Origin of the sequence: Mesorhizobium sp. XAP4, assembly GCF_029269325.1 — a bacterium.
Classification (GTDB): Bacteria; Pseudomonadota; Alphaproteobacteria; order Rhizobiales; family Rhizobiaceae; genus Mesorhizobium; species Mesorhizobium ciceri.
In genome coordinates, this window is sequence record NZ_JARIXW010000007.1 from 381,040 (window position 1) to 397,695 (window position 16,656).

Annotated in this window: 16 protein-coding genes, 2 tRNA genes and 1 pseudogene; 11 read left to right on the forward strand and 8 right to left on the reverse strand. The window is 61.8% G+C overall.

All coding sequences use genetic code 11. The annotated features are described in order from the left end of the window. Both P3C39_RS28170 and P3C39_RS28175 read right to left on the reverse strand, forming a co-directional pair. The gene (locus tag P3C39_RS28170) at nucleotides 1-279 is read right to left on the reverse strand and encodes a DUF982 domain-containing protein (RefSeq protein WP_013532012.1); all 279 of its coding nucleotides are present in this window, start codon (nucleotides 277-279) and stop codon (nucleotides 1-3) included. 112 nt (nucleotides 280-391) lie between these two features. Further along, complete coding sequence (locus tag P3C39_RS28175) at nucleotides 392-1,495, reverse strand: NADH:flavin oxidoreductase/NADH oxidase (protein ID WP_275954607.1); 1,104 nt, start codon at nucleotides 1,493-1,495, stop codon at nucleotides 392-394. A gap of 225 nt (nucleotides 1,496-1,720) precedes the next feature. Here P3C39_RS28175 and P3C39_RS28180 point away from each other — a divergent pair, with 225 nt between their 5' ends. After that, nucleotides 1,721-2,299: an NUDIX domain-containing protein gene (locus P3C39_RS28180; protein WP_013532010.1), complete on the forward strand. Its 579-nt coding sequence runs from the start codon at nucleotides 1,721-1,723 to the stop codon at nucleotides 2,297-2,299. Between the two features lie 60 nt (nucleotides 2,300-2,359). Here the strand turns inward: P3C39_RS28180 and P3C39_RS28185 are convergent. Continuing rightward, nucleotides 2,360-2,444 (reverse strand) — tRNA-Leu (locus tag P3C39_RS28185). Between the two features lie 375 nt (nucleotides 2,445-2,819). Here P3C39_RS28185 and tig point away from each other — a divergent pair. Beyond that, entirely contained in the window at nucleotides 2,820-4,286 is a 1,467-nt protein-coding gene (gene tig, locus P3C39_RS28190; RefSeq protein ID WP_013532009.1) for a trigger factor, read from the forward strand. 157 nt (nucleotides 4,287-4,443) lie between these two features. Further along, on the forward strand, nucleotides 4,444-4,971 hold the full coding sequence (locus tag P3C39_RS28195) for a hypothetical protein (protein ID WP_244506953.1): 528 nt from the start codon (nucleotides 4,444-4,446) through the stop codon (nucleotides 4,969-4,971). A 119-nt stretch (nucleotides 4,972-5,090) separates the two neighbouring features. Here P3C39_RS28195 and P3C39_RS28200 read toward each other — a convergent pair. Both P3C39_RS28200 and radC read right to left on the reverse strand, forming a co-directional pair. Next, a pseudogene (locus tag P3C39_RS28200) lies at nucleotides 5,091-5,859 on the reverse strand (glutamine amidotransferase). A 110-nt stretch (nucleotides 5,860-5,969) separates the two neighbouring features. Continuing rightward, entirely contained in the window at nucleotides 5,970-6,731 is a 762-nt protein-coding gene (radC, locus tag P3C39_RS28205; RefSeq protein WP_013532006.1) for a DNA repair protein RadC, read from the reverse strand. A gap of 250 nt (nucleotides 6,732-6,981) precedes the next feature. Between radC and P3C39_RS28210 the strand changes: the two genes are divergently transcribed. The 3 genes from P3C39_RS28210 to P3C39_RS28220 are packed head-to-tail and all read left to right on the forward strand — an operon-like array spanning nucleotide 6,982 to nucleotide 9,965. Beyond that, the gene (locus tag P3C39_RS28210) at nucleotides 6,982-7,839 is read left to right on the forward strand and encodes a MipA/OmpV family protein (protein WP_013532005.1); all 858 of its coding nucleotides are present in this window, start codon (nucleotides 6,982-6,984) and stop codon (nucleotides 7,837-7,839) included. Nucleotides 7,840-7,881: 42 nt separating this feature from the next. Continuing rightward, a complete protein-coding gene (locus tag P3C39_RS28215) occupies nucleotides 7,882-8,643 on the forward strand; it encodes a response regulator transcription factor (RefSeq protein WP_275954606.1) in 762 nt (253 codons plus the stop codon). After that, nucleotides 8,640-9,965, forward strand: coding sequence for a HAMP domain-containing sensor histidine kinase (locus P3C39_RS28220; RefSeq protein WP_275954605.1), 1,326 nt, complete (start codon nucleotides 8,640-8,642; stop codon nucleotides 9,963-9,965). Before P3C39_RS28215 ends, P3C39_RS28220 begins: the two co-directional genes overlap by 4 nt. A gap of 27 nt (nucleotides 9,966-9,992) precedes the next feature. On the opposite strand, the gene map is transcribed toward P3C39_RS28220, so the two are convergent. Further along, nucleotides 9,993-10,820: a type I methionyl aminopeptidase gene (gene map / locus P3C39_RS28225; protein WP_013532002.1), complete on the reverse strand. Its 828-nt coding sequence runs from the start codon at nucleotides 10,818-10,820 to the stop codon at nucleotides 9,993-9,995. 243 nt (nucleotides 10,821-11,063) lie between these two features. Between map and P3C39_RS28230 the strand changes: the two genes are divergently transcribed. The 5 genes from P3C39_RS28230 to P3C39_RS28250 all read left to right on the forward strand — a co-directional run bounded on the left by P3C39_RS28230 (nucleotide 11,064) and on the right by P3C39_RS28250 (nucleotide 14,204). Next, the gene (locus tag P3C39_RS28230) at nucleotides 11,064-11,360 is read left to right on the forward strand and encodes a DUF982 domain-containing protein (protein WP_013532001.1); all 297 of its coding nucleotides are present in this window, start codon (nucleotides 11,064-11,066) and stop codon (nucleotides 11,358-11,360) included. Nucleotides 11,361-11,551: 191 nt separating this feature from the next. After that, complete coding sequence (locus tag P3C39_RS28235; RefSeq protein ID WP_013532000.1) at nucleotides 11,552-11,815, forward strand: DUF6074 family protein; 264 nt, start codon at nucleotides 11,552-11,554, stop codon at nucleotides 11,813-11,815. A 320-nt stretch (nucleotides 11,816-12,135) separates the two neighbouring features. Continuing rightward, nucleotides 12,136-13,362 (forward strand): pilus assembly protein TadG-related protein, encoded by a 1,227-nt coding sequence (locus P3C39_RS28240; RefSeq protein WP_064995341.1) that lies wholly within the window; start codon nucleotides 12,136-12,138, stop codon nucleotides 13,360-13,362. A gap of 19 nt (nucleotides 13,363-13,381) precedes the next feature. Beyond that, nucleotides 13,382-13,807 (forward strand): TadE/TadG family type IV pilus assembly protein, encoded by a 426-nt coding sequence (locus P3C39_RS28245; protein WP_064995340.1) that lies wholly within the window; start codon nucleotides 13,382-13,384, stop codon nucleotides 13,805-13,807. Continuing rightward, nucleotides 13,797-14,204: a TadE/TadG family type IV pilus assembly protein gene (locus tag P3C39_RS28250; protein ID WP_013531997.1), complete on the forward strand. Its 408-nt coding sequence runs from the start codon at nucleotides 13,797-13,799 to the stop codon at nucleotides 14,202-14,204. The genes P3C39_RS28245 and P3C39_RS28250 overlap by 11 nt, the downstream gene beginning before the upstream one ends. Nucleotides 14,205-15,014: 810 nt before the next feature. Here P3C39_RS28250 and P3C39_RS28255 read toward each other — a convergent pair. Beyond that, nucleotides 15,015-15,089 (reverse strand) — tRNA-Glu (locus tag P3C39_RS28255). A 304-nt stretch (nucleotides 15,090-15,393) separates the two neighbouring features. Continuing rightward, the gene (locus P3C39_RS28260; RefSeq protein WP_275954604.1) at nucleotides 15,394-16,644 is read right to left on the reverse strand and encodes a YcbK family protein; all 1,251 of its coding nucleotides are present in this window, start codon (nucleotides 16,642-16,644) and stop codon (nucleotides 15,394-15,396) included. Nucleotides 16,645-16,656: the final 12 nt, after the last annotated feature.

Genomic DNA, 16,656 nt, shown 5'->3' on the forward strand with positions numbered 1-16,656 from the left:
TCAATGCAGTCGGTCGTCGGGCAGTCTGTCGTCGGGCACCAGCACTTCCGATTCCTTGGCGGCTTCAATCAGCGCCCGGCGCGCATCTGCTGTCGAACGATAACCTTCCAGCACTTTGAGGCAAGTGTCGAGGGCATCACGATGGCGCGGGCCGCGATTGAGCGGCCACACCGTCATCAGGCACTCCGCGGCTTCCTGGGCGCTGCGGATGTGGCGATATTTGCCGACGTGGCCAAGTTCGACGACGACCGGCACTTCAAAAGGTTTGTTGTCCATCATGGCCGCAACGCAAAGCAGCCAATTTGGTTGCAACCATGGCCGTCAGCCTGCGCCCAAACGTCTCAGAGGCTGTTTGAAGGCTCTACAGTGCCGTGTCGGGAGCGCGAACCGTTCAGCCCGCCGCCTTCATCCAATGCTGCATCGTGGTCACCGAACGGGCAAGTTGTGGCGCCGGGTGGATTGTCTCGCTGAATGTCGCCGCCGCACGCCACCCCCAGCGCGGATCAGCCAGGAAGGCCCGCGCCAGCGCCACCATGTCGGCGCGGCCCTCGGTGACGATCGCTTCGGCCTGCTTGGGGTCGTCGATCAGGCCGACGGCGCGGGTCGGAATATCAGCGCCCTTGCGCACCGCCTCCGCCAGATGCACCTGATAGCCGGGGCCGGTGGGCAATTTCTGCAACGGCGAATTGCCGCCGCTCGAACAGCAGAGATAGGCAACGCCCTCGTCCTTCAGCGCTTTGGCCACTTCGATCGCGTCCGCCACGTCGAAGCCGCCGTCGACCCAATCCTTCACCGACAGCCTTGCGCCGAGCATCAGCTTTGGCACCGCCTTGCGCACCGCCTTGGTGATTTCGACGGCAAAACGCATGCGGTTTTCCAGCGCGCCACCCCAGCGGTCCGTGCGCTGGTTGGACAAGGGCGACAGGAACTGGAAGATCAAATAGCCATGCGCGGCGTGCAGTTCGAGGAAATCGAAGCCGGCGCGTTCGGCTCGCCTTGCCGCCTCGGCGAAGCGCTCGATCAGCTGTAGGATCTCCTCGTCCTCCAGAGCGTGCGGCACGTTCCAGCCGGTGTCGTAGGGGATGGCCGAGGCGGAGACGGTCTGCCAGGGATCCTCGTTTGGCTTCAGTGGCCCGCCGCCCTCCCACGGCTTGCGGTTCGAAGCCTTGCGGCCGGCATGGGCGAGTTGGGAGCCGAATTTCGTGCCTGGTGCGGCGACGCGTCGTGCAGCGTCCAGCGCGCGGCGGGCGGCCGCTTCATTGTCTTCAGAGTAAAGGCCGAGGCAGCCATGGGTGATACGCCCGCGCCGCTCGACATCGGTCATCTCGACCGTGACCATGCCGGCGCCGGACATTGCGAGGTTCATCCAGTGATGGAGATGCCAGTCGCTGGCAGAGCCGTCCTCGGCGGAATACTGGCACATCGGCGCGACGGCGATGCGGTTGGGGAAGGTGAGGCAGTCGAGAGTGATCGACTGGAAAAGCGACGCTGTCATGAGAAACTCCGGGAGGGTTCGCAGCTATTTAGGCGACCGATGGCGCCTGCGCCAGACACGAGGCCGTGAAAGGGCTTCTGGACCAATCACGGGCGGGATTGCCGAAATGCCGGTTCGCGGCTACGCCTCGGCCAGGCATGTCTCCCAAAAGTGGCTCCGGTTTTGGGAGAACGACAGGCATAAACAGGAGCATGAAGTGCGACGCGCTTAAGCATGGAGACCGGGATGGAAGATCGTATTCGCGTCCGTTCGGAGGAAATCCTCTCCGACGACTGGGCCATCCTGAAGAAGACCGTCCTCGACTACCGCCGGCGCGACGGTCAGTGGGAGACGCAAATCCGCCAGACCTATGATCGCGGCGATGGTGCGGTGATCCTGCCTTACGACCCCTTGCGTTCGACCGTGCTTCTGGTGCGCCAGTTCCGCTATCCCGCTTACGTCACCGGCCACCGCGAGCCGCTGATCGAGGCCTGTGCCGGCCTGTTGGACGAAAACGATCCGGAGACCGCCATCCGCAAGGAAGCCGAGGAAGAGCTGGGTTATCGCTTGAAGGATATCGAGCGGCTGTTTTCGCCCTATATGAGCCCCGGCAGCGTCACCGAACGGCTCTGGTTTTTCATCGCCCGCTATTCACCCGCCGACCGCATCTCGGCCGGCGGCGGCGCGCAAGAAGAGGGCGAGGACATCGAGGTTCTGGAAATGCCGCTCGACGAGGCGCTGGCCGGCATCGCCGATGGCCGTATCGTCGACGCCAAGACCATCATCCTGATCCAGCATCTGAAGCTCAATCCGATGCCTGCCTGAACGGCGCCGGTCCTCCTTCGCCAGGGCTTTCGGGTGGCCCGCCACCCGAAGCTCGAAGGGTGGTGCGGATGAAGGGACTCGAACCCCCACGCCTTTCGGCACTGGAACCTAAATCCAGGGCGTCTACCAGTTCCGCCACATCCGCATGGACCGGCAATCCCATGTGGCCATCATTCTGTCAATGTCAGAGACAAGATGTGGCCCAGCGACAAGATGTGGGGCAGGCCCCGAATGCTGGTTATTGGCTGGGATGCGAAGACTGTTGAAAATTGGCCTCGCCTGTGACAAAAGGCGTGTCAAATGTGACGGGACGCGACGATCCGCTTCTGCAGAATGTGATAAGAAGTAGGAAAAACAAGAACTTATTCACATTTTGGAACGCAGTTTGGGAGAGTTTGAGCCGGGTTTTCGGTCAAATCGCCAGGTTCCGTACCAAAAGCCATTCCCGGCAAGAATATACCGGCAGGCTGTGAACGGCAGAGGCCGTGGCAGTCTCATTGGTGAAAACAAAGGTTTTACGATGCAGGTCACCGAAACGCTCAACTCCGGTCTCAAGCGAGAGATCAAGATCACCGTGCCGGCCGGTGACATGGAAGCCAAGCTGATGGCGCGGCTTTCGGATGCCCGCAACAAGGTCCGCATCAACGGCTTCCGTCCAGGCAAGGTGCCGGTGCAGCACCTGCGCAAGGTCTATGGCAAGTCGTTCATGGCCGAAGTGGTCAACGAAATCCTCAACGATTCGACCCGTTCGATCATTACCGGGCGTGGTGAAAAGGCAGCCATGCAGCCCGAAGTCATCATGACCGAGGACGAGAAGGAAGCCGAGAAGATCCTGGCCGGCGGCGCCGACTTCGAATTCCGCCTCAACTACGAGATCATCCCGGCGATCGAGATCAAGGACTTTTCCGACATCAAGGTGACGCGCCAGGTGTTCGACGTGCCTGATGCCGAGATCGACGAGCAGGTCCAGCGCGTTGCCGAATCGGCGCGCAGCTACGAGCCGAAGACCGGCAAGGCCGCCAATGGCGACCGTGTCACCATCGACTATGTCGGCAAGATCGACGGCGAGGCCTTCAATGGCGGCGCCGGCACCGATCAGCCGCTGGTGCTAGGCTCGAAGGAATTCATCCCCGGCTTCGAGGATCAGCTTGTCGGCGCCAAGGCCGGTGACGAAAAGCAGGTCACCGTGACTTTCCCGGAAAACTACCAGGCGGCGCATCTGGCCGGCAAGGAAGCGACCTTCGATGTCACCGTCAAGGAAGTGTCCCAGCCCGGCGCGCTGGAAATCAACGACGAGACCGCCAAGAACCTCGGCCTGGAGTCGCTGGAGCGCCTGCGCGACGTCGTGCGCGGCCAGATCGAGAACCAGTTCGGCGCCATGACGCGCCAGAAGGTCAAGCGCCAGCTGCTCGACCAGCTCGATGCGGCTTATTCGTTCGAGGCGCCGTCGAAGCTCGTCGACGCCGAGTTCAACAACATCTGGGCGCAGGTCAATCGTGATCTGGAAGCAGCCGGACGCACCTTCGCCGACGAAGAGACGACGGAAGAAGAGGCGCGCGCCGAGTATCTGCGGCTTGCCGAGCGCCGCGTGCGCCTCGGGCTGGTGCTGGCTGAAATCGGCGAGAAGGCCGGCGTGACCGTATCGGACGAAGAGCTGCAGCGCGGCCTGTTCGAACAGGTGCGGCGCTATCCGGGCAACCAGCAGCAGGAAGTCTTCGAATTCTACCGCAACAACCCGGAAGCGTTGAACACGCTGCGGGCGCCGATGTTCGAGGAAAAGGTGGTCGACCATCTGCTCGGTCAGATTTCGGTCACCGACGTCAAGGTCAGCAAGGAAGAGCTGATGGCCGACGACGAAGAGGACGAGACCGCCGTCAAGGCGAAGCCGGCGAAGAAAGCCGCCGCCAAGAAGGCCGACGCCAAGACGGCCGACGACGCGGAAGAGCCCAAGAAGAAGGCCGCGCCGAAGAAGAAGGCCGCCGAATAACACCAGCGCTCCGCTGAAACAGGAAGGCCGCCCTCGAGGCGGCCTTTTTCGTTGCCAAACTGCAACAGCCGCCATGCTTCGCGAGCGACGGCCTGTGGCGACCAAGCTTTGATCATTATCTGCGCTTCTATTGCAAGCCGCTTGGTTGTTGGAGGGCGTGTTGAGACTGTTCGTCGAATTGGGACACGCTTCGGCAATCGCGCTGATCCTTATCTCGGTCTGCGGCATTGCCCAGGCCGGCACGGTGCCTGACAACTGGCGCTTCGGCACGAGTGAAGACGGCCTCGTGACGGCCTCGCTCTACGCCACCAACAAGCTGATCACCGGCGGCGGTGCCTTGAGCTACAGCCCGATCCTGACGATTGCCTGCCGGGCAAACGGCGAGCCGCATTGGACTGAATGGCTGCAACTGAACGACGCTGTTTCGGCCAGCCGCAAGATCACCATGTCGATTACGGTCGATCAGGAGAGCAAGTTCGACGAAAGCTGGTCGGTCGGGCCGCGCGGCCGGATGCTGGTGCGCGATGGCGCCGATGGCATCAGGCGCCTTGTCGCCGCGAACCGGCTCCAGCTTTCGTGGCGGTTCGGGCTGCTGGCGGGGCGCGGCGAGGCCGATTTCGACCTCGCCGGGTTCGGCGAAGCGGTCAGCCAGGTTGCCGGAAACTGCAACACCGATCCGCCGTGAACGACCATGAGGCGAAGGCGGCAACGGCCGAGCTCGCCGTTCCCGGTGATGCTGATCGGCTTCAAACCTTTGTTCTCATACATGTCGTCGCCTCAAAAACGCACTTTGGGGCGACATCATCAAACGGCGTTGCTGACCCAGCGGAGCACGTTGGTCCAAAGCCGCGCATAGCCGGGCCATTCGACAAAACTGTTCGGCAGCCAGTGCGGTCCGATGTCCGACGTCCAGACCAGCGTGCGCCCTTCGCCGTGACGCCCGGTGACCAGCAGCGGATGGCCGCCCTGGTCCTGCGGCAGCCGCGCCAGAACCTCGACATCGTCGCGATCGCGGGCGACGACCTCGTTGGCGCCGAGCAGCAGCGGCCATTCGCCCTCAATGCCGGCAAAAAGCGGATGGTCTCTTGAACCAGTGATCTCGGGACGAAAGCCCTCCGGAATTTCGAGCCGGTCATCATTGGGAAGGCAGGTCACCGGCAGCGCCTCCTCGACCGCCGTGCGATGCCAGCGCGCCTTGCCGTCAATGCCTTGGAAGCTGAAGTAACCGCCGATCATGATCAGGCCGCCGCCGGCCAGCGTCCAGTCGCGCAGGAGCTTGAGCCGGTTCGGCACTGTCTTGCCGTGCAGCCAGACATCGGGATGAAGCAGCAGCGAGTTTGCGCCAATGTCGGACAGGATGATCGTCCTGTATTGCGACAGCCCTTCCATGGTGAAAGGCAGCTTCTCGACGGCCTCATGAGCGGGCATGTAGTCGAGATCGAATTCGCTGTCCTTCAAGGCGTCGACCAGGGGCGTTGCCCCGAGATGGAAGGTGACGCTGGTCGAACCCCTTGTAGTGGGTCGCCGAACTCACCCAGCTTTCGCCGACAAGAAGGACTTTTGTCTTCGCCATGATCATGCTCTCCTGATTCCGCCAGTCGCTTGTTCTGGCCGGTTTCGCCCGCCCCGCTCTCTGGGATCGTGTGGTCGGGGTCGATCGGCGTTGGCGCCGGCCCTGCCACCTCAGATCAGCAGCAGGCCCTTCATGCTGGCATATCCCTTCCGCCCGATGATGATGTGGTCGTGCACCGCGATGCCCAGCCGCTTGCCCGCGTCGATGATCTCCTTCGTCATCTCGATGTCGGCGCGCGATGGCGTCGGGTCGCCTGACGGGTGATTGTGGACCAGGATAATGGCAGTCGCCGAGAGTTCGAGCGCCCGCTTGATCACTTCTCGCGGGTAGACAGGCGTGTGGTCGACAGTACCCGTCTGCTGCACCTCGTCGGCGATCAGCGCGTTCTTCTTGTCGAGGAACAGGATGCGGAACTGCTCGCGCGCCTCGAAGGCCATTGCTGAGCGGCAATAGTCGAGGAGCTGCTGCCAGGACGAGAGGATCTCGCGGCCGTGGACCTCGCCGCGTGCCATGCGCTGCGCCGTTGCGGCGAGGATTTTCAGGTCGAGTGCCACCGCAGGGCCGATGCCCTTGACCTCCTGCAGCAGGCCCACCGGGGCGCCAAGCACTTCGGCCAGCGTGCCGAAGCGTGCCAGCAGCGCCTTGGCCGCCGGTTTGGTGTCGGCACGAGGGATCAGGCGAAAGAGCAGAAGTTCCAGAAGTTCGTAATCGGGCAGGGCATCTGGACCCGCCAGGGCAAAGCGCTCGCGCAAGCGGTCGCGATGGCCGAGGTAATGCGGCTTTTCGTCGAGCGTCGCCTTGGCTTTCGCAGCAGGCCGCATCGGCGCTTCGGAGAAGAAACTCCGCTCGTCATCGTCGCTTGTGTTCCCCATACCCCGCCCACATTGCTCCGGCACAGACATTTAGAGCTGTTCTGGCCTGGATTGAAACAGTTCCGTTCTCCGATCGCGAGACGATCCACGGCAGATCGTGGCAGCCCACTGTCAGCCTAGGGCCTCCCTATACGGCAAGATGAAACCACGATTGCGCAACAAAACTTAACATCACTTAACGCATGCGGCCACTTTCACCTGACATGGTGACGCCATCGGAGGCTCTTTGCCTCGCTATACTGGAGCACGCATGTTCGCCAAAATTGACTCTGGACTATTTGCCGGCCGGGCATCTCTTGCGGTCATGGCAATCCTGCTTTCAGCCCATTCGGACGGCGCGCTGGCGGCAGACGCCATTGCGGTGAATTCCGACGATTTTACCCTGCCGCCCGAGCCTTCCCGTTTCGGGCGCTTCGAACAGAAACTGTCCGACTGGCACGTCGTGCTCGGCGGCGGCGCCATCATCGTCCCCAAATACGAGGGCAGCAATGAGTTCAAGATCATGCCGGTGCCTTTCGTCACGGCGACATTCCTCGACACGGTGACGATCGATCCGACTGGTGCCAACATCGCCGTTTATGAACAAGGACCGTTCGCCTTCAGCGCGCGGCTTGGCTATGAGATGGGCCGCAAGGAAGACGACTCCGACCATCTGCGCGGCTTGGGGGATGTCGACATGGGCGCGACGGTCGGCGTGAAGGCAGCGGCGAAGTTCGGTCCGGCCGAAATATTCGCGCAGCTGGATAAGACCATCGGCGGCAGCGATGGCCTGGAGGGCAGGGTGGGGATCGAGGTGACCCGGCCTCTGTCTCAATCGTTGATGATCGGCGCCAGCGCGTCCGCCGTGTTCGCCGACGAAAATTACATGCAGGCCTATTTTGGTGTCACGCCCGAGCAATCGGCTCGCTCGGGGCTGGCGCGCTATGATGCCGGCGCCGGTTTGAAGCGCGCCGATTTTTCGATTTCCGCCACATATATGCTCGACGAGAACTGGATGGTGCGCGGCGAAGCGGGGGTCGGCGTTCTCTTGGGTGACGCTGCCGACAGCCCCGTCGTCGTCGAAAAGATCCAGCCTTCAGGGATGCTTCTCGTCGGATATCGGTTCTGACGCCTACCCAAGGCACCAAATGCAAGCTGGACAAGCTCCGGAATGGCACAGCAACGGCACCAAAGCGATTTGAGCGCCGAATCCACGTCGGCAAGGCAAGGTTCGCGCATCCTCATTGTCGAAGACGATCTGGAGATCGCACGCATGCTGGGCGACACGCTCACCGACAACGGCATGACTGTGGAAATTGCCGAGAGCGGCGTCCAGATGAATGCCGCGCTTCGCACCCAGAAATTCGATCTCATCGTGCTCGATGTCATGTTGCCGGGCGAAAACGGTCTCAACATCTGCCGCCGCCTTCGTGCCGCAACCAACATTCCGATCCTGATGCTGACCGCGCTCGGCGAGGAAATCGACCGCATCTTCGGGCTGAAAATCGGCGCGGACGACTATGTGACGAAACCGTTCAGCGCGCGTGAACTGACGGCCAGGATACGGGCGCTGCTGCGCCGTACAGCCTATGATCCCGACGAGCGGGACTGGTCGAAGGTACTTCGTTTCAACGGCTGGCGCCTTGATCCCATACGCCGGCAATTGCATGACCCCAACAATGCGCGGGTGACGACCACGACGCATGAATTCGACCTGTTGCTTGCGTTTTGTCGCAACGCAGGCCGGGTTCTCTCTCGTGAGGAACTTCTGGGCGTAACCCATGCCGGGCTCGCGGGGCCGATCGAGCGTAGCGTCGATGTCCATATCAGTCGAATCCGCAGGAAGATCGAAAAGGATGCGCGCGATCCGGTGCTTTTGAGGACCGTTCGGTTGGGTGGCTACATCTTCACCGCGACGGTGGAGGAAGCATGAGGGATTTCATCCGCCGTTTCTTGCCACAGTCCGTGCGTGGGCAGTTTGTGGCAATCATTTTCATCGCGGTGATCGTGATCATGTTCGTCGGTTCGGTCGTCGAGAGTTTCATAGAGAACGCCGATCTTCCCGCCGCGGAAGATAACGCCGGGCGTGCGGCCGTTGTTGCTGCCTTGTTGCAAGAAACGCCGGCGCAGGCGCGTGGCGCAATTCTGGCGACAGCAAAGCGGGCCGGCTTTGATTTCGAGATATTGCCCAAGGACCGGATAACCGGCATTCCCCAGTCCTATCTGCAATGGCGAAGTGTCGAATGGCTTTTGCGTATCGACAGGGGGACGGTTGAGGGACGCTGGATAAGGATCGGCGGCCGATACGCGTTTGTCATCGACCTCGACCAGCAGGACGTCCTGGCCCATTTCGGCATGCCCGATTCCTGGCTGACATCGGGCCTCGTCCGTGCCTCGTTCTACAGGTTCATGGCTTTCATTGCCTTGCCCGTGCTGATCTGGCTGTTTGCGGTTTGGGCCGTGACGGATCCGTTGAAGCGCATCTCGGCGGCAGTCGGTTCGGCCGAGATCGAGAATGGCGACCAGCTCTTCGTCGAACACGGCTCCATTGAAATGGTGGGGTTGGCGCGCGCCCTGAACAGGATGAGGACGCGTATCCGCACGATGATCGAAAACCGCACGCGCATGTTGCGCAGCGTCAGTCATGATCTGCGCACGCCTTTGACGCGGCTGCGGCTTCGCGCCGAGCGCATGGATGATGGCCCAATCCGAACCGCAATCCTGTCCGATGTCCAGCACATCGAAATCTTGATCGATGAGACCCTTACCTACCTGCGCAACGATGTTTCGACGGAGAAGCTGCAGCGCTCCGATATTGCCAGCGTTCTGCAAACCGTCTGCGCCGAATTCTCCGATGTCGGATTTCCTGTCTCATATTCCGGGCCGGACCGGCTTCTGGGCTGGTGCAAGCCCAATGCATTGGCGCGTGCGATCGCCAATCTTTGCGACAACGGGGTCAAATTCGCTGGCAATGTCACGGTCGCCTTGACGGCGACCGGCACGGCGGCGCGCATCACGGTAGGGGACGACGGGCCGGGTATTCCGATGACGGCACGTGCCCGTGTTTTCGAACCATTCTTCAAGGAAGATGCGTCGCGCGGCATTGCGTCGAAGCATGGCTTCGGTCTGGGCCTCTCGATCGTTGCCGACATCGTCCAGGGGCACGGCGGCAGGATCGAATTGGAGGACAACCAGCCCAGCGGACTGGTCGTTACCATCGACCTGCCGAATGCCGCGGATGTGCAGTCGGCATAGACGGCCTCCCGCCGGCTAAGATGCGCTCTAAGCCGGCAGGCCGGGGCGATCGAGCTTTTTGGGCGACAGCGTGAAAATCTCGCACCCTGTGTCGGTCACGCCGATCGTGTGCTCGTACTGCGCCGACAGCGAGCGGTCGCGCGTTACCGCGGTCCAGCCATCCGACAGAACCTTCACGTGCGGCCTGCCCAGATTGATCATCGGCTCGATGGTGAAGATCATGCCTGGCCGCATCTCGACGCCTTCATTGGCGCTGCCGTAATGCAGGATGTTCGGCGCGTCATGGAACAACTGGCCGACGCCGTGGCCGCAGAAGTCGCGCACCACCGAGCAGCGCTCGCCTTCGGCAAAGGTCTGGATGGCGGCGCCGATGGCGCCGGTGCGGGCGCCCGGCCTGACCGCCGCAATGCCGCGCATCAGGCATTCATGCGTGACTTCGAGCAGCCGCTCGGCGGCGCGCTTGATCGTGCCGACCGGGTACATGCGCGAAGAATCGCCGTGCCAGCCGTCGAGGATGTAGGTGACGTCGATGTTGACGATGTCGCCATCCTTGAGCGGCTTGTTGTCGGGAATGCCATGGCAGACGACATGGTTGATCGAGGTGCAGGATGATTTCGTGTAGCCGCGATAGTTGAGCGTCGCCGGCAGCGCGCCGTGGTCCATGCCGAATTCGAAGACGAAGCGGTCTATTGCTTCGGTGGTGACGCCGGGCTGGACCATCGGCACCAGCTCATCGAGGCAGCGCGCGGTGAGATCGCATGCCTTGCGCATGCCGGCAAAGCCGTCCTCGCCATAGAGGCGGATCTGGCCGGTATTTCTGAGCGGGGCCGTGGCAGCGTCGAGATAGGTGACCATTTTGTCCGTGTAGCGGGTAGGGCCCTGCAGGAGAGCCGACGTGAAGATCTCCCCAGATTTGGCACTTGAGGGCAAAAGGTTCAAGGAAGAACTGCCCGATGCACCCGCACAGTTCGAGATATTCGCCTTGCATGGGCGGTTCAGCGACCCAAGTGACGACACATTTCTGGGCCAAAAGCCGGTCAAAGCAACTTTTGACGACGAACGGCGTTGCTGCGGTGGCGCCAGTTCGGGAGACAGGAAATGGACAGACTGCAATTCGAGGTGCCGGTGCGCATAGCGCCCGCGCCCGGCCTGCCGGTCGAGGAGATCTACGGCGTCGAACAGGCGCTCGATTTTCTCCAGGACTGGCCTGCGCGCCGTCAGGGCCCGATCTACCAGAAAGCCTTCAACGCCTGCTTTGGGGCCACGGTAGACGTGGTCAAGACCGAGGATGCTTGCCGGGCGTTCATGGCGTTTTGCCGGGCCAGCGGACTGATGGCCAGGGATATGATGACGCCGCGCAAGCGCGGGGGTGAGGCGAGGGCGCTCCAGGCCTAAGGGCCGCCGCCGTTTCGCCTGCCCCCCACTGCAACCAATGAAGCGCGTTTGACGCACAGGCGATGTCGCGAGCGTATCGTTGCGTCCCCGCACCCACGTCAGCGCCGTTAAGCTTCCGTTTCCACCTTCCCGGCTACGCCATTGCTTGTTGGCAATGGTTGATTCGTTGCGTCAGTCTCATGGTTCCGAAGATGTCCCCAGAAAAAATCCGTGCATTCCCGATCGACCGTCAGGTATTCTTGGTCAGAGAGGTTGCTGCCAAGCTCGGCAACCTGCATGGCGAGACCGCCACCTCGTTCTGGAGGGCCAAGGCGTCGGAGTTGCTCGATCTTGTGGTCGGCTCCGGCAGGGACAGAACAGCAGCCAGCGATGAAGTGCGCAGGTTTTTCCAAGCCGTGCAAAGAGAGATGTCGGCCGGGGTGGTTGCGGAGCCGATGCCGATTCTTTCCGCTTGAAGAAAATCCTGCACAGCTTTGGCTTCCCACTGCATTCTCCAATAGTGCGAGCAGCAATACATCGGTGTTTGCTGCCTTCGACGGCAAGTTCGCTGATCGGGTGCGAACCCATGGCTGCCTATCGCAGGCGGATGCTCTAGGACATCGATGCTCTCTCGCCGCCTCCCGCTGGCCCTAGCCCTTCTCGCTTGCCAGGAAGTGCGCTCGCGCGTTGATCAGCCAGCGAAGCACTTCTTTTTTGAAGCCAATGGACCACTGCTCAAAAATGCACCGAACTTTTTAGCCATTCGTTCATTTATGCGTGCTTTCTAATTTAAACCATGGCCTTGAATAGCTTCACCCGTGTTCGGCTTGTAATGGACGCCATGCGCCGGAGCACGGGCGCAAATGTCGCCACCATTTTTGCCCTCACCTTGCCGGTCGTTGTCGGCGCTGCGGGCTTCGGCGTCGAGACCTCCTATTGGTACTACAACAGCCTGAGATTGCAGGCGACGGCCGATGCAGCCGCCTATGCCGGAGCGCTCGAACAGATTTCGGGTTCCGACAAGCCGACGATCGTCGCGGCCGCGACCCAGTCCGCGGCGTCGAACGGGCTGGGCTCGGGCACGATCGTCGTCAATACGCCGCCCGCGTCCGGACCGAATACGGCGAAGAAAGCGGTCGAGGTGATCGTCGGCCAGAAGCTCGACCGGATGTTCACCCTGATCTTCACACAGGACAAGGTTCCCGAACAGGCGAGGGCGGTGGCCGTCATTACCGATGCCTCGAGTGCTTGCATGCTCGCGCTCGATCCGTCCGCGTCGCAGGCGGTGCTGTTTTCCGGCAGCACCAGCGTTAAGCTCACCGGCTGCTCGGTCATGTCCAATTCCATCGCCTCCGACGCCATCAAGCTTCAGGGCGCGGCCGGTCTGCAGGCCGATTGCCTGATATCGGCGGGCGGTGTCTCTCTCAGCAATCCCGTCACGACCGTCTGCGCGGCCCCGATCACCCAGGCACTGCCTGCCGGCGATCCCTTTGTCGACCTGCCGGCCCCGGTGGCCGCGACCCCTTGCCTGAACGACAACAAGGCGACGCTCGGTCCAGGCACCTATTGCAGCGGCATGAACCTGAAGGGCAATGTCACGCTTTCGCCCGGCGTTTATGTCGTCCAGGGCAATCTCAAGATAAACGCCAACGCGGCCATCACCGGCGCCGGGGTGACCATCTTCATGTCGGGCAGCTCGACCGTCAGCATGAATGGCAATGCGTCCGTGAAGCTCAGCGCGGCGACTTCGGGCACCTACTCAGGCGTTCTGTTCTACGGCGACAGGACCGGCATGAGTGCATCCAGCACATTCAACGGCACAGCGGACTCGCTTTTGACCGGGGCCATCTATTTCCCCAAGCAGCAAGTGAGCTATCTTGGCAACTTCTCGGGCAATGGCGGCTGCACCAGGGTCGTCGCAGATACGATTCAATGGTCCGGTAACTCAACCATCAATCAGGATTGCTCGAGCCTCGGAGTGCCCAACATTCCAGCCGCGCGGTCCGTGGCACTGTCCGAGTAGCTCCGTGGGGCGCCGGTCGATGCCGATCCTTGGCGATGATTCGGGCGTTGCGGCGGTCGAGTTCGCGATGGTGCTGCCCATTCTGTGCCTGGTGCTGCTTGGTATTCTGGACGGCTGGTCCTACATAACGAGTTCACTGTCGATGCGCGCCGGTGTGAAGACGGCCGCGAACCTGGTCATGAGCGGATCGACCGATGATGCGGCGACCCAGGCCCTTGCCATTGCGAGCTGGGAAAATCGGCCGGAAGACGGCCAGGTCACGCTAAGCCACATCCGTATGTGCGGGACGACCGTGGTCGACGCTTCCACCATGTGCAGTGGGCCGAAGGTGCCGTCGATCTATGTCCAGATACAGGCATCGGGCACCTGGGTGCCGCCAATTGCCTTCGGCGCCTTTGCCGCTCCCACCGTCATAGGTCACCAGGAGATGATCCGTGTCCGCTAGGGTAAGCGCGTTGCGGCGGGATCGATCGGGCGGGGCCGGGCTGGAGTTCGCGCTGATCGCCCCCTTCCTTGTCATGCTGCTGTTCGGAATATTCGCCTTTGGCTGGTCGATGCACTCGGTCTCCAGTGTTCGCTATACGCTGGAGACGTCAGCGCGCTCGCTGCAGCTTAAGAACACGCTGACCCAAGCCGACATTCAATCGATCGCCACGCAGAAATTGCAGGCCTTGGGGTTCAAGGACGTGAACGTCACGATCGCCATCGACCCGGTGAGCGGCGGCTTCCGCATGGCGCATCTGACCGCCGCCTATGCCTTCGTCATCGACTTCCCCTACTTCAGTTCCTTCCCGATCAACTACGCGACAACCGTTACCGTGCCGCTGCTTGGCAGCGGCTAGGCTGTGGCCTGATAACCTCGCGCGCTGGGGCTCTGCCAATGCACCGGTTTGGCGGTCGTGGCGCAAGCTTGGCACTCGGCCTGCTTTTTATGGCGCGGGGCTAGCTAATATATTCGTTAGTGCTAATATTAAGATTACGTTACGTCATGTCCGACCATCTGTCGGGTGCAATGTGGGGGTTCCAATGAGAGTGGCTGTATTGTGCGCGGCTGTTGTTTTCGCTGCGACCGGTGTCGCTGTTGCCAAGGAAAAGAAGGCGGCGGTCAGTGACGCTGCCGCCTTGTGTTCCACGAAACCGTCGGCCAAGAAGCCCGTTGCAAATCTGGACTGCGGTTTCACCGGAACCGCCAAATCGGAAGACAGCGGCGCAAAGGCAGAGCCGCGTCTCGGATACGACTCCAATCCGTGGATCATAACAGGCTTTTGACTTTGCACTGTCGGATGCCGGTTGAAGCGCTGAAGAGGGTCGTCTTGAGCGGCGCGCGACCCGTTCTCAGGTAGGCTCCCGCACGCAAACCAGGCAAATAAATACGGACTTGCCACTCCGGGCTTCGCCCCGTTGTCGCAATGCCGTGAAAGCCCAACTCGACCGTGCAATAAAAAGCCCGCCACGGGGGCGACCTGCGGCGGGCTCTTGGAGCGGCTACATCCCTTAGGAATCGACCACTTTGTAGCAGGATTATGACCCGTGTGGCCGCGTTGGCCTATGGTGTGATCGCGGAAGACTGCGCGTCAGTTGAAGAGAGCAGCAGAGAGCCAAGCGAAATTGCCGACATTGGGAGGGAGGTTTGCGCCAAACACAAATTTTTCTGGTACGCCCAAGGGGAATCGAACCCCTGTTACCGCCGTGAAAGGGCGGTGTCCTAACCGCTAGACGATGGGCGCGCTCAGACGAAGCGGCTTATACTGGCGTTGTGCGCAACCGGCAACCCGTCAGGTGCCACCTTGGACAACTTTTTTCCAGGCCTGCCAAATCAACGGTTTGCCGAGGGTTGGCAGGCTTTGATGATTAGCGGCGACACCCATCGTTTCGTCATCCACGGATCTTCGCGACGGAGCTGTGCACCTGCTCCGCCCGAGGATGACGAAGTTGGGGACGCTTCGGCCTATCTCGAATGTTCAGGAGGCTGGAACGATATTGCCGGAACGGCCTTGGCGGCTGACAGGCGTAGGCCGTCAAATAGCGCTGCTAGCCGTCACCGCCGCTGCGCCGGCGGCAGCGCCAGTTCCAGTCGCGCTCGGGGCCGACGTCGACGTGAACCGATTCTGTGTGGCAGTATGTGCCGACACCGCCGCGACCGGGCATGCTTCTGATGTAGCTCGCCAGTTCCCATTTCGAAACGCCGGGAACCTGGATGTCTGCGGCGGCGCAATACATGTGCAGCGAATTCTTGGCGCCGTTGGCGCGCCGGTTGCGGGCCGGGTCGCGATAGCCTGACGTCACCGTCATCTTGCGGCCGTAGTGGCCTTCGATCGTCTTCAGCACGCGCACCAGCGACGGTTTCAGGCAGGCCACATCGACGCTCTCGTTCTGCTTGAGCAGCCCGTTGGGCGCCAGCCGGGCCATGCCGGCGGCGGACGCAACCTGATAGGAGCCGCCCACTGGCCCCTCATCCTCGTTGAGGTCGACGTCGCTTTCGTCATCGAGGCCGGACTTGCGCTTGATCTCGAACAGGGCCGTCTGGCGCACGCCGGGCAGGGCATCGCTGCCGGTGATGTGACCGCTATCGCCACCGAGCGAAGCCAGTTGTACCGGCTTGGCCGTGGAATTGGCCGAGGCAAGCGTGATGATCGGTTTTGCCGCTGCTGGCGCCGCTTTTGCCTGCGCCGGGGGCTGCTCGCCCGTCCGGGCGTTGCTGATGAGGGGGGCTGGTGTCGCCGAGGCTGGCGTTGCGCCAAACATCGAGGCGAGGAAGCCTTTCTTCTTTGGTGCTTCGGCCTGCGGCATCTCGCCAGCCGTCACATAGACCGGGTTGTTCATGGCCGGAGCGGCAGCGGGCTTCGGCGCCGCCACGTCGCCGTCGGCCGCGGCAATCTGCTGGGCGACCGCATCGGTCTGCTGCGCGGTCTGTGCCTGCTGCGTCAGCGACTGCGGCGTGTTTCCAACGATGGTTTCGGCGCCCGCCGGCATGGTCAGCGGAAAGGCAGCTCCCGGTTTGGACACAGGCACATAGGCGACCTTTTCAGGCAGCGCCGTGTCGCTTGCCGTCATCACGGTCGTCTGCTCCGTCGTGACATCAGACGAATCGGAGGCGGCGATCGCCTTGCCGCTGGAGGCCGCGTTTACGTCCGATGCGGTGGCATTGTAGCCGGGCATTCCGACCGACATTGCCGGGTCGCCAGCCGAAGTGCAGGAGGCCAGAAGCAAGGAGCAGAGCGCTGCCACAATGGCGCGGCGTTCTCCCTTTGCGAGGCTCCATCCTGCTGATTTCAAAGTCAAATTCCCCCTCGA

Bases quoted from the DNA above. Each gene is read 5' to 3' on its own strand.
- P3C39_RS28170 (WP_013532012.1), bottom strand. From the start codon at position 279: ATGATGGACAACAAACCTTTTGAAGTGCCGGTCGTCGTCGAACTTGGC.
- P3C39_RS28175 (WP_275954607.1), bottom strand. From the start codon at position 1,495: ATGACAGCGTCGCTTTTCCAGTCGATCACTCTCGACTGCCTCACCTTC.
- P3C39_RS28180 (WP_013532010.1), top strand. From the start codon at position 1,721: ATGGAAGATCGTATTCGCGTCCGTTCGGAGGAAATCCTCTCCGACGAC.
- tig (WP_013532009.1), top strand. From the start codon at position 2,820: ATGCAGGTCACCGAAACGCTCAACTCCGGTCTCAAGCGAGAGATCAAG.
- radC (WP_013532006.1), bottom strand. From the start codon at position 6,731: ATGGGGAACACAAGCGACGATGACGAGCGGAGTTTCTTCTCCGAAGCG.
- P3C39_RS28210 (WP_013532005.1), top strand. From the start codon at position 6,982: ATGTTCGCCAAAATTGACTCTGGACTATTTGCCGGCCGGGCATCTCTT.
- P3C39_RS28215 (WP_275954606.1), top strand. From the start codon at position 7,882: ATGGCACAGCAACGGCACCAAAGCGATTTGAGCGCCGAATCCACGTCG.
- P3C39_RS28220 (WP_275954605.1), top strand. From the start codon at position 8,640: ATGAGGGATTTCATCCGCCGTTTCTTGCCACAGTCCGTGCGTGGGCAG.
- map (WP_013532002.1), bottom strand. From the start codon at position 10,820: ATGGTCACCTATCTCGACGCTGCCACGGCCCCGCTCAGAAATACCGGC.
- P3C39_RS28230 (WP_013532001.1), top strand. From the start codon at position 11,064: ATGGACAGACTGCAATTCGAGGTGCCGGTGCGCATAGCGCCCGCGCCC.
- P3C39_RS28235 (WP_013532000.1), top strand. From the start codon at position 11,552: ATGTCCCCAGAAAAAATCCGTGCATTCCCGATCGACCGTCAGGTATTC.
- P3C39_RS28240 (WP_064995341.1), top strand. From the start codon at position 12,136: ATGGCCTTGAATAGCTTCACCCGTGTTCGGCTTGTAATGGACGCCATG.
- P3C39_RS28245 (WP_064995340.1), top strand. From the start codon at position 13,382: ATGCCGATCCTTGGCGATGATTCGGGCGTTGCGGCGGTCGAGTTCGCG.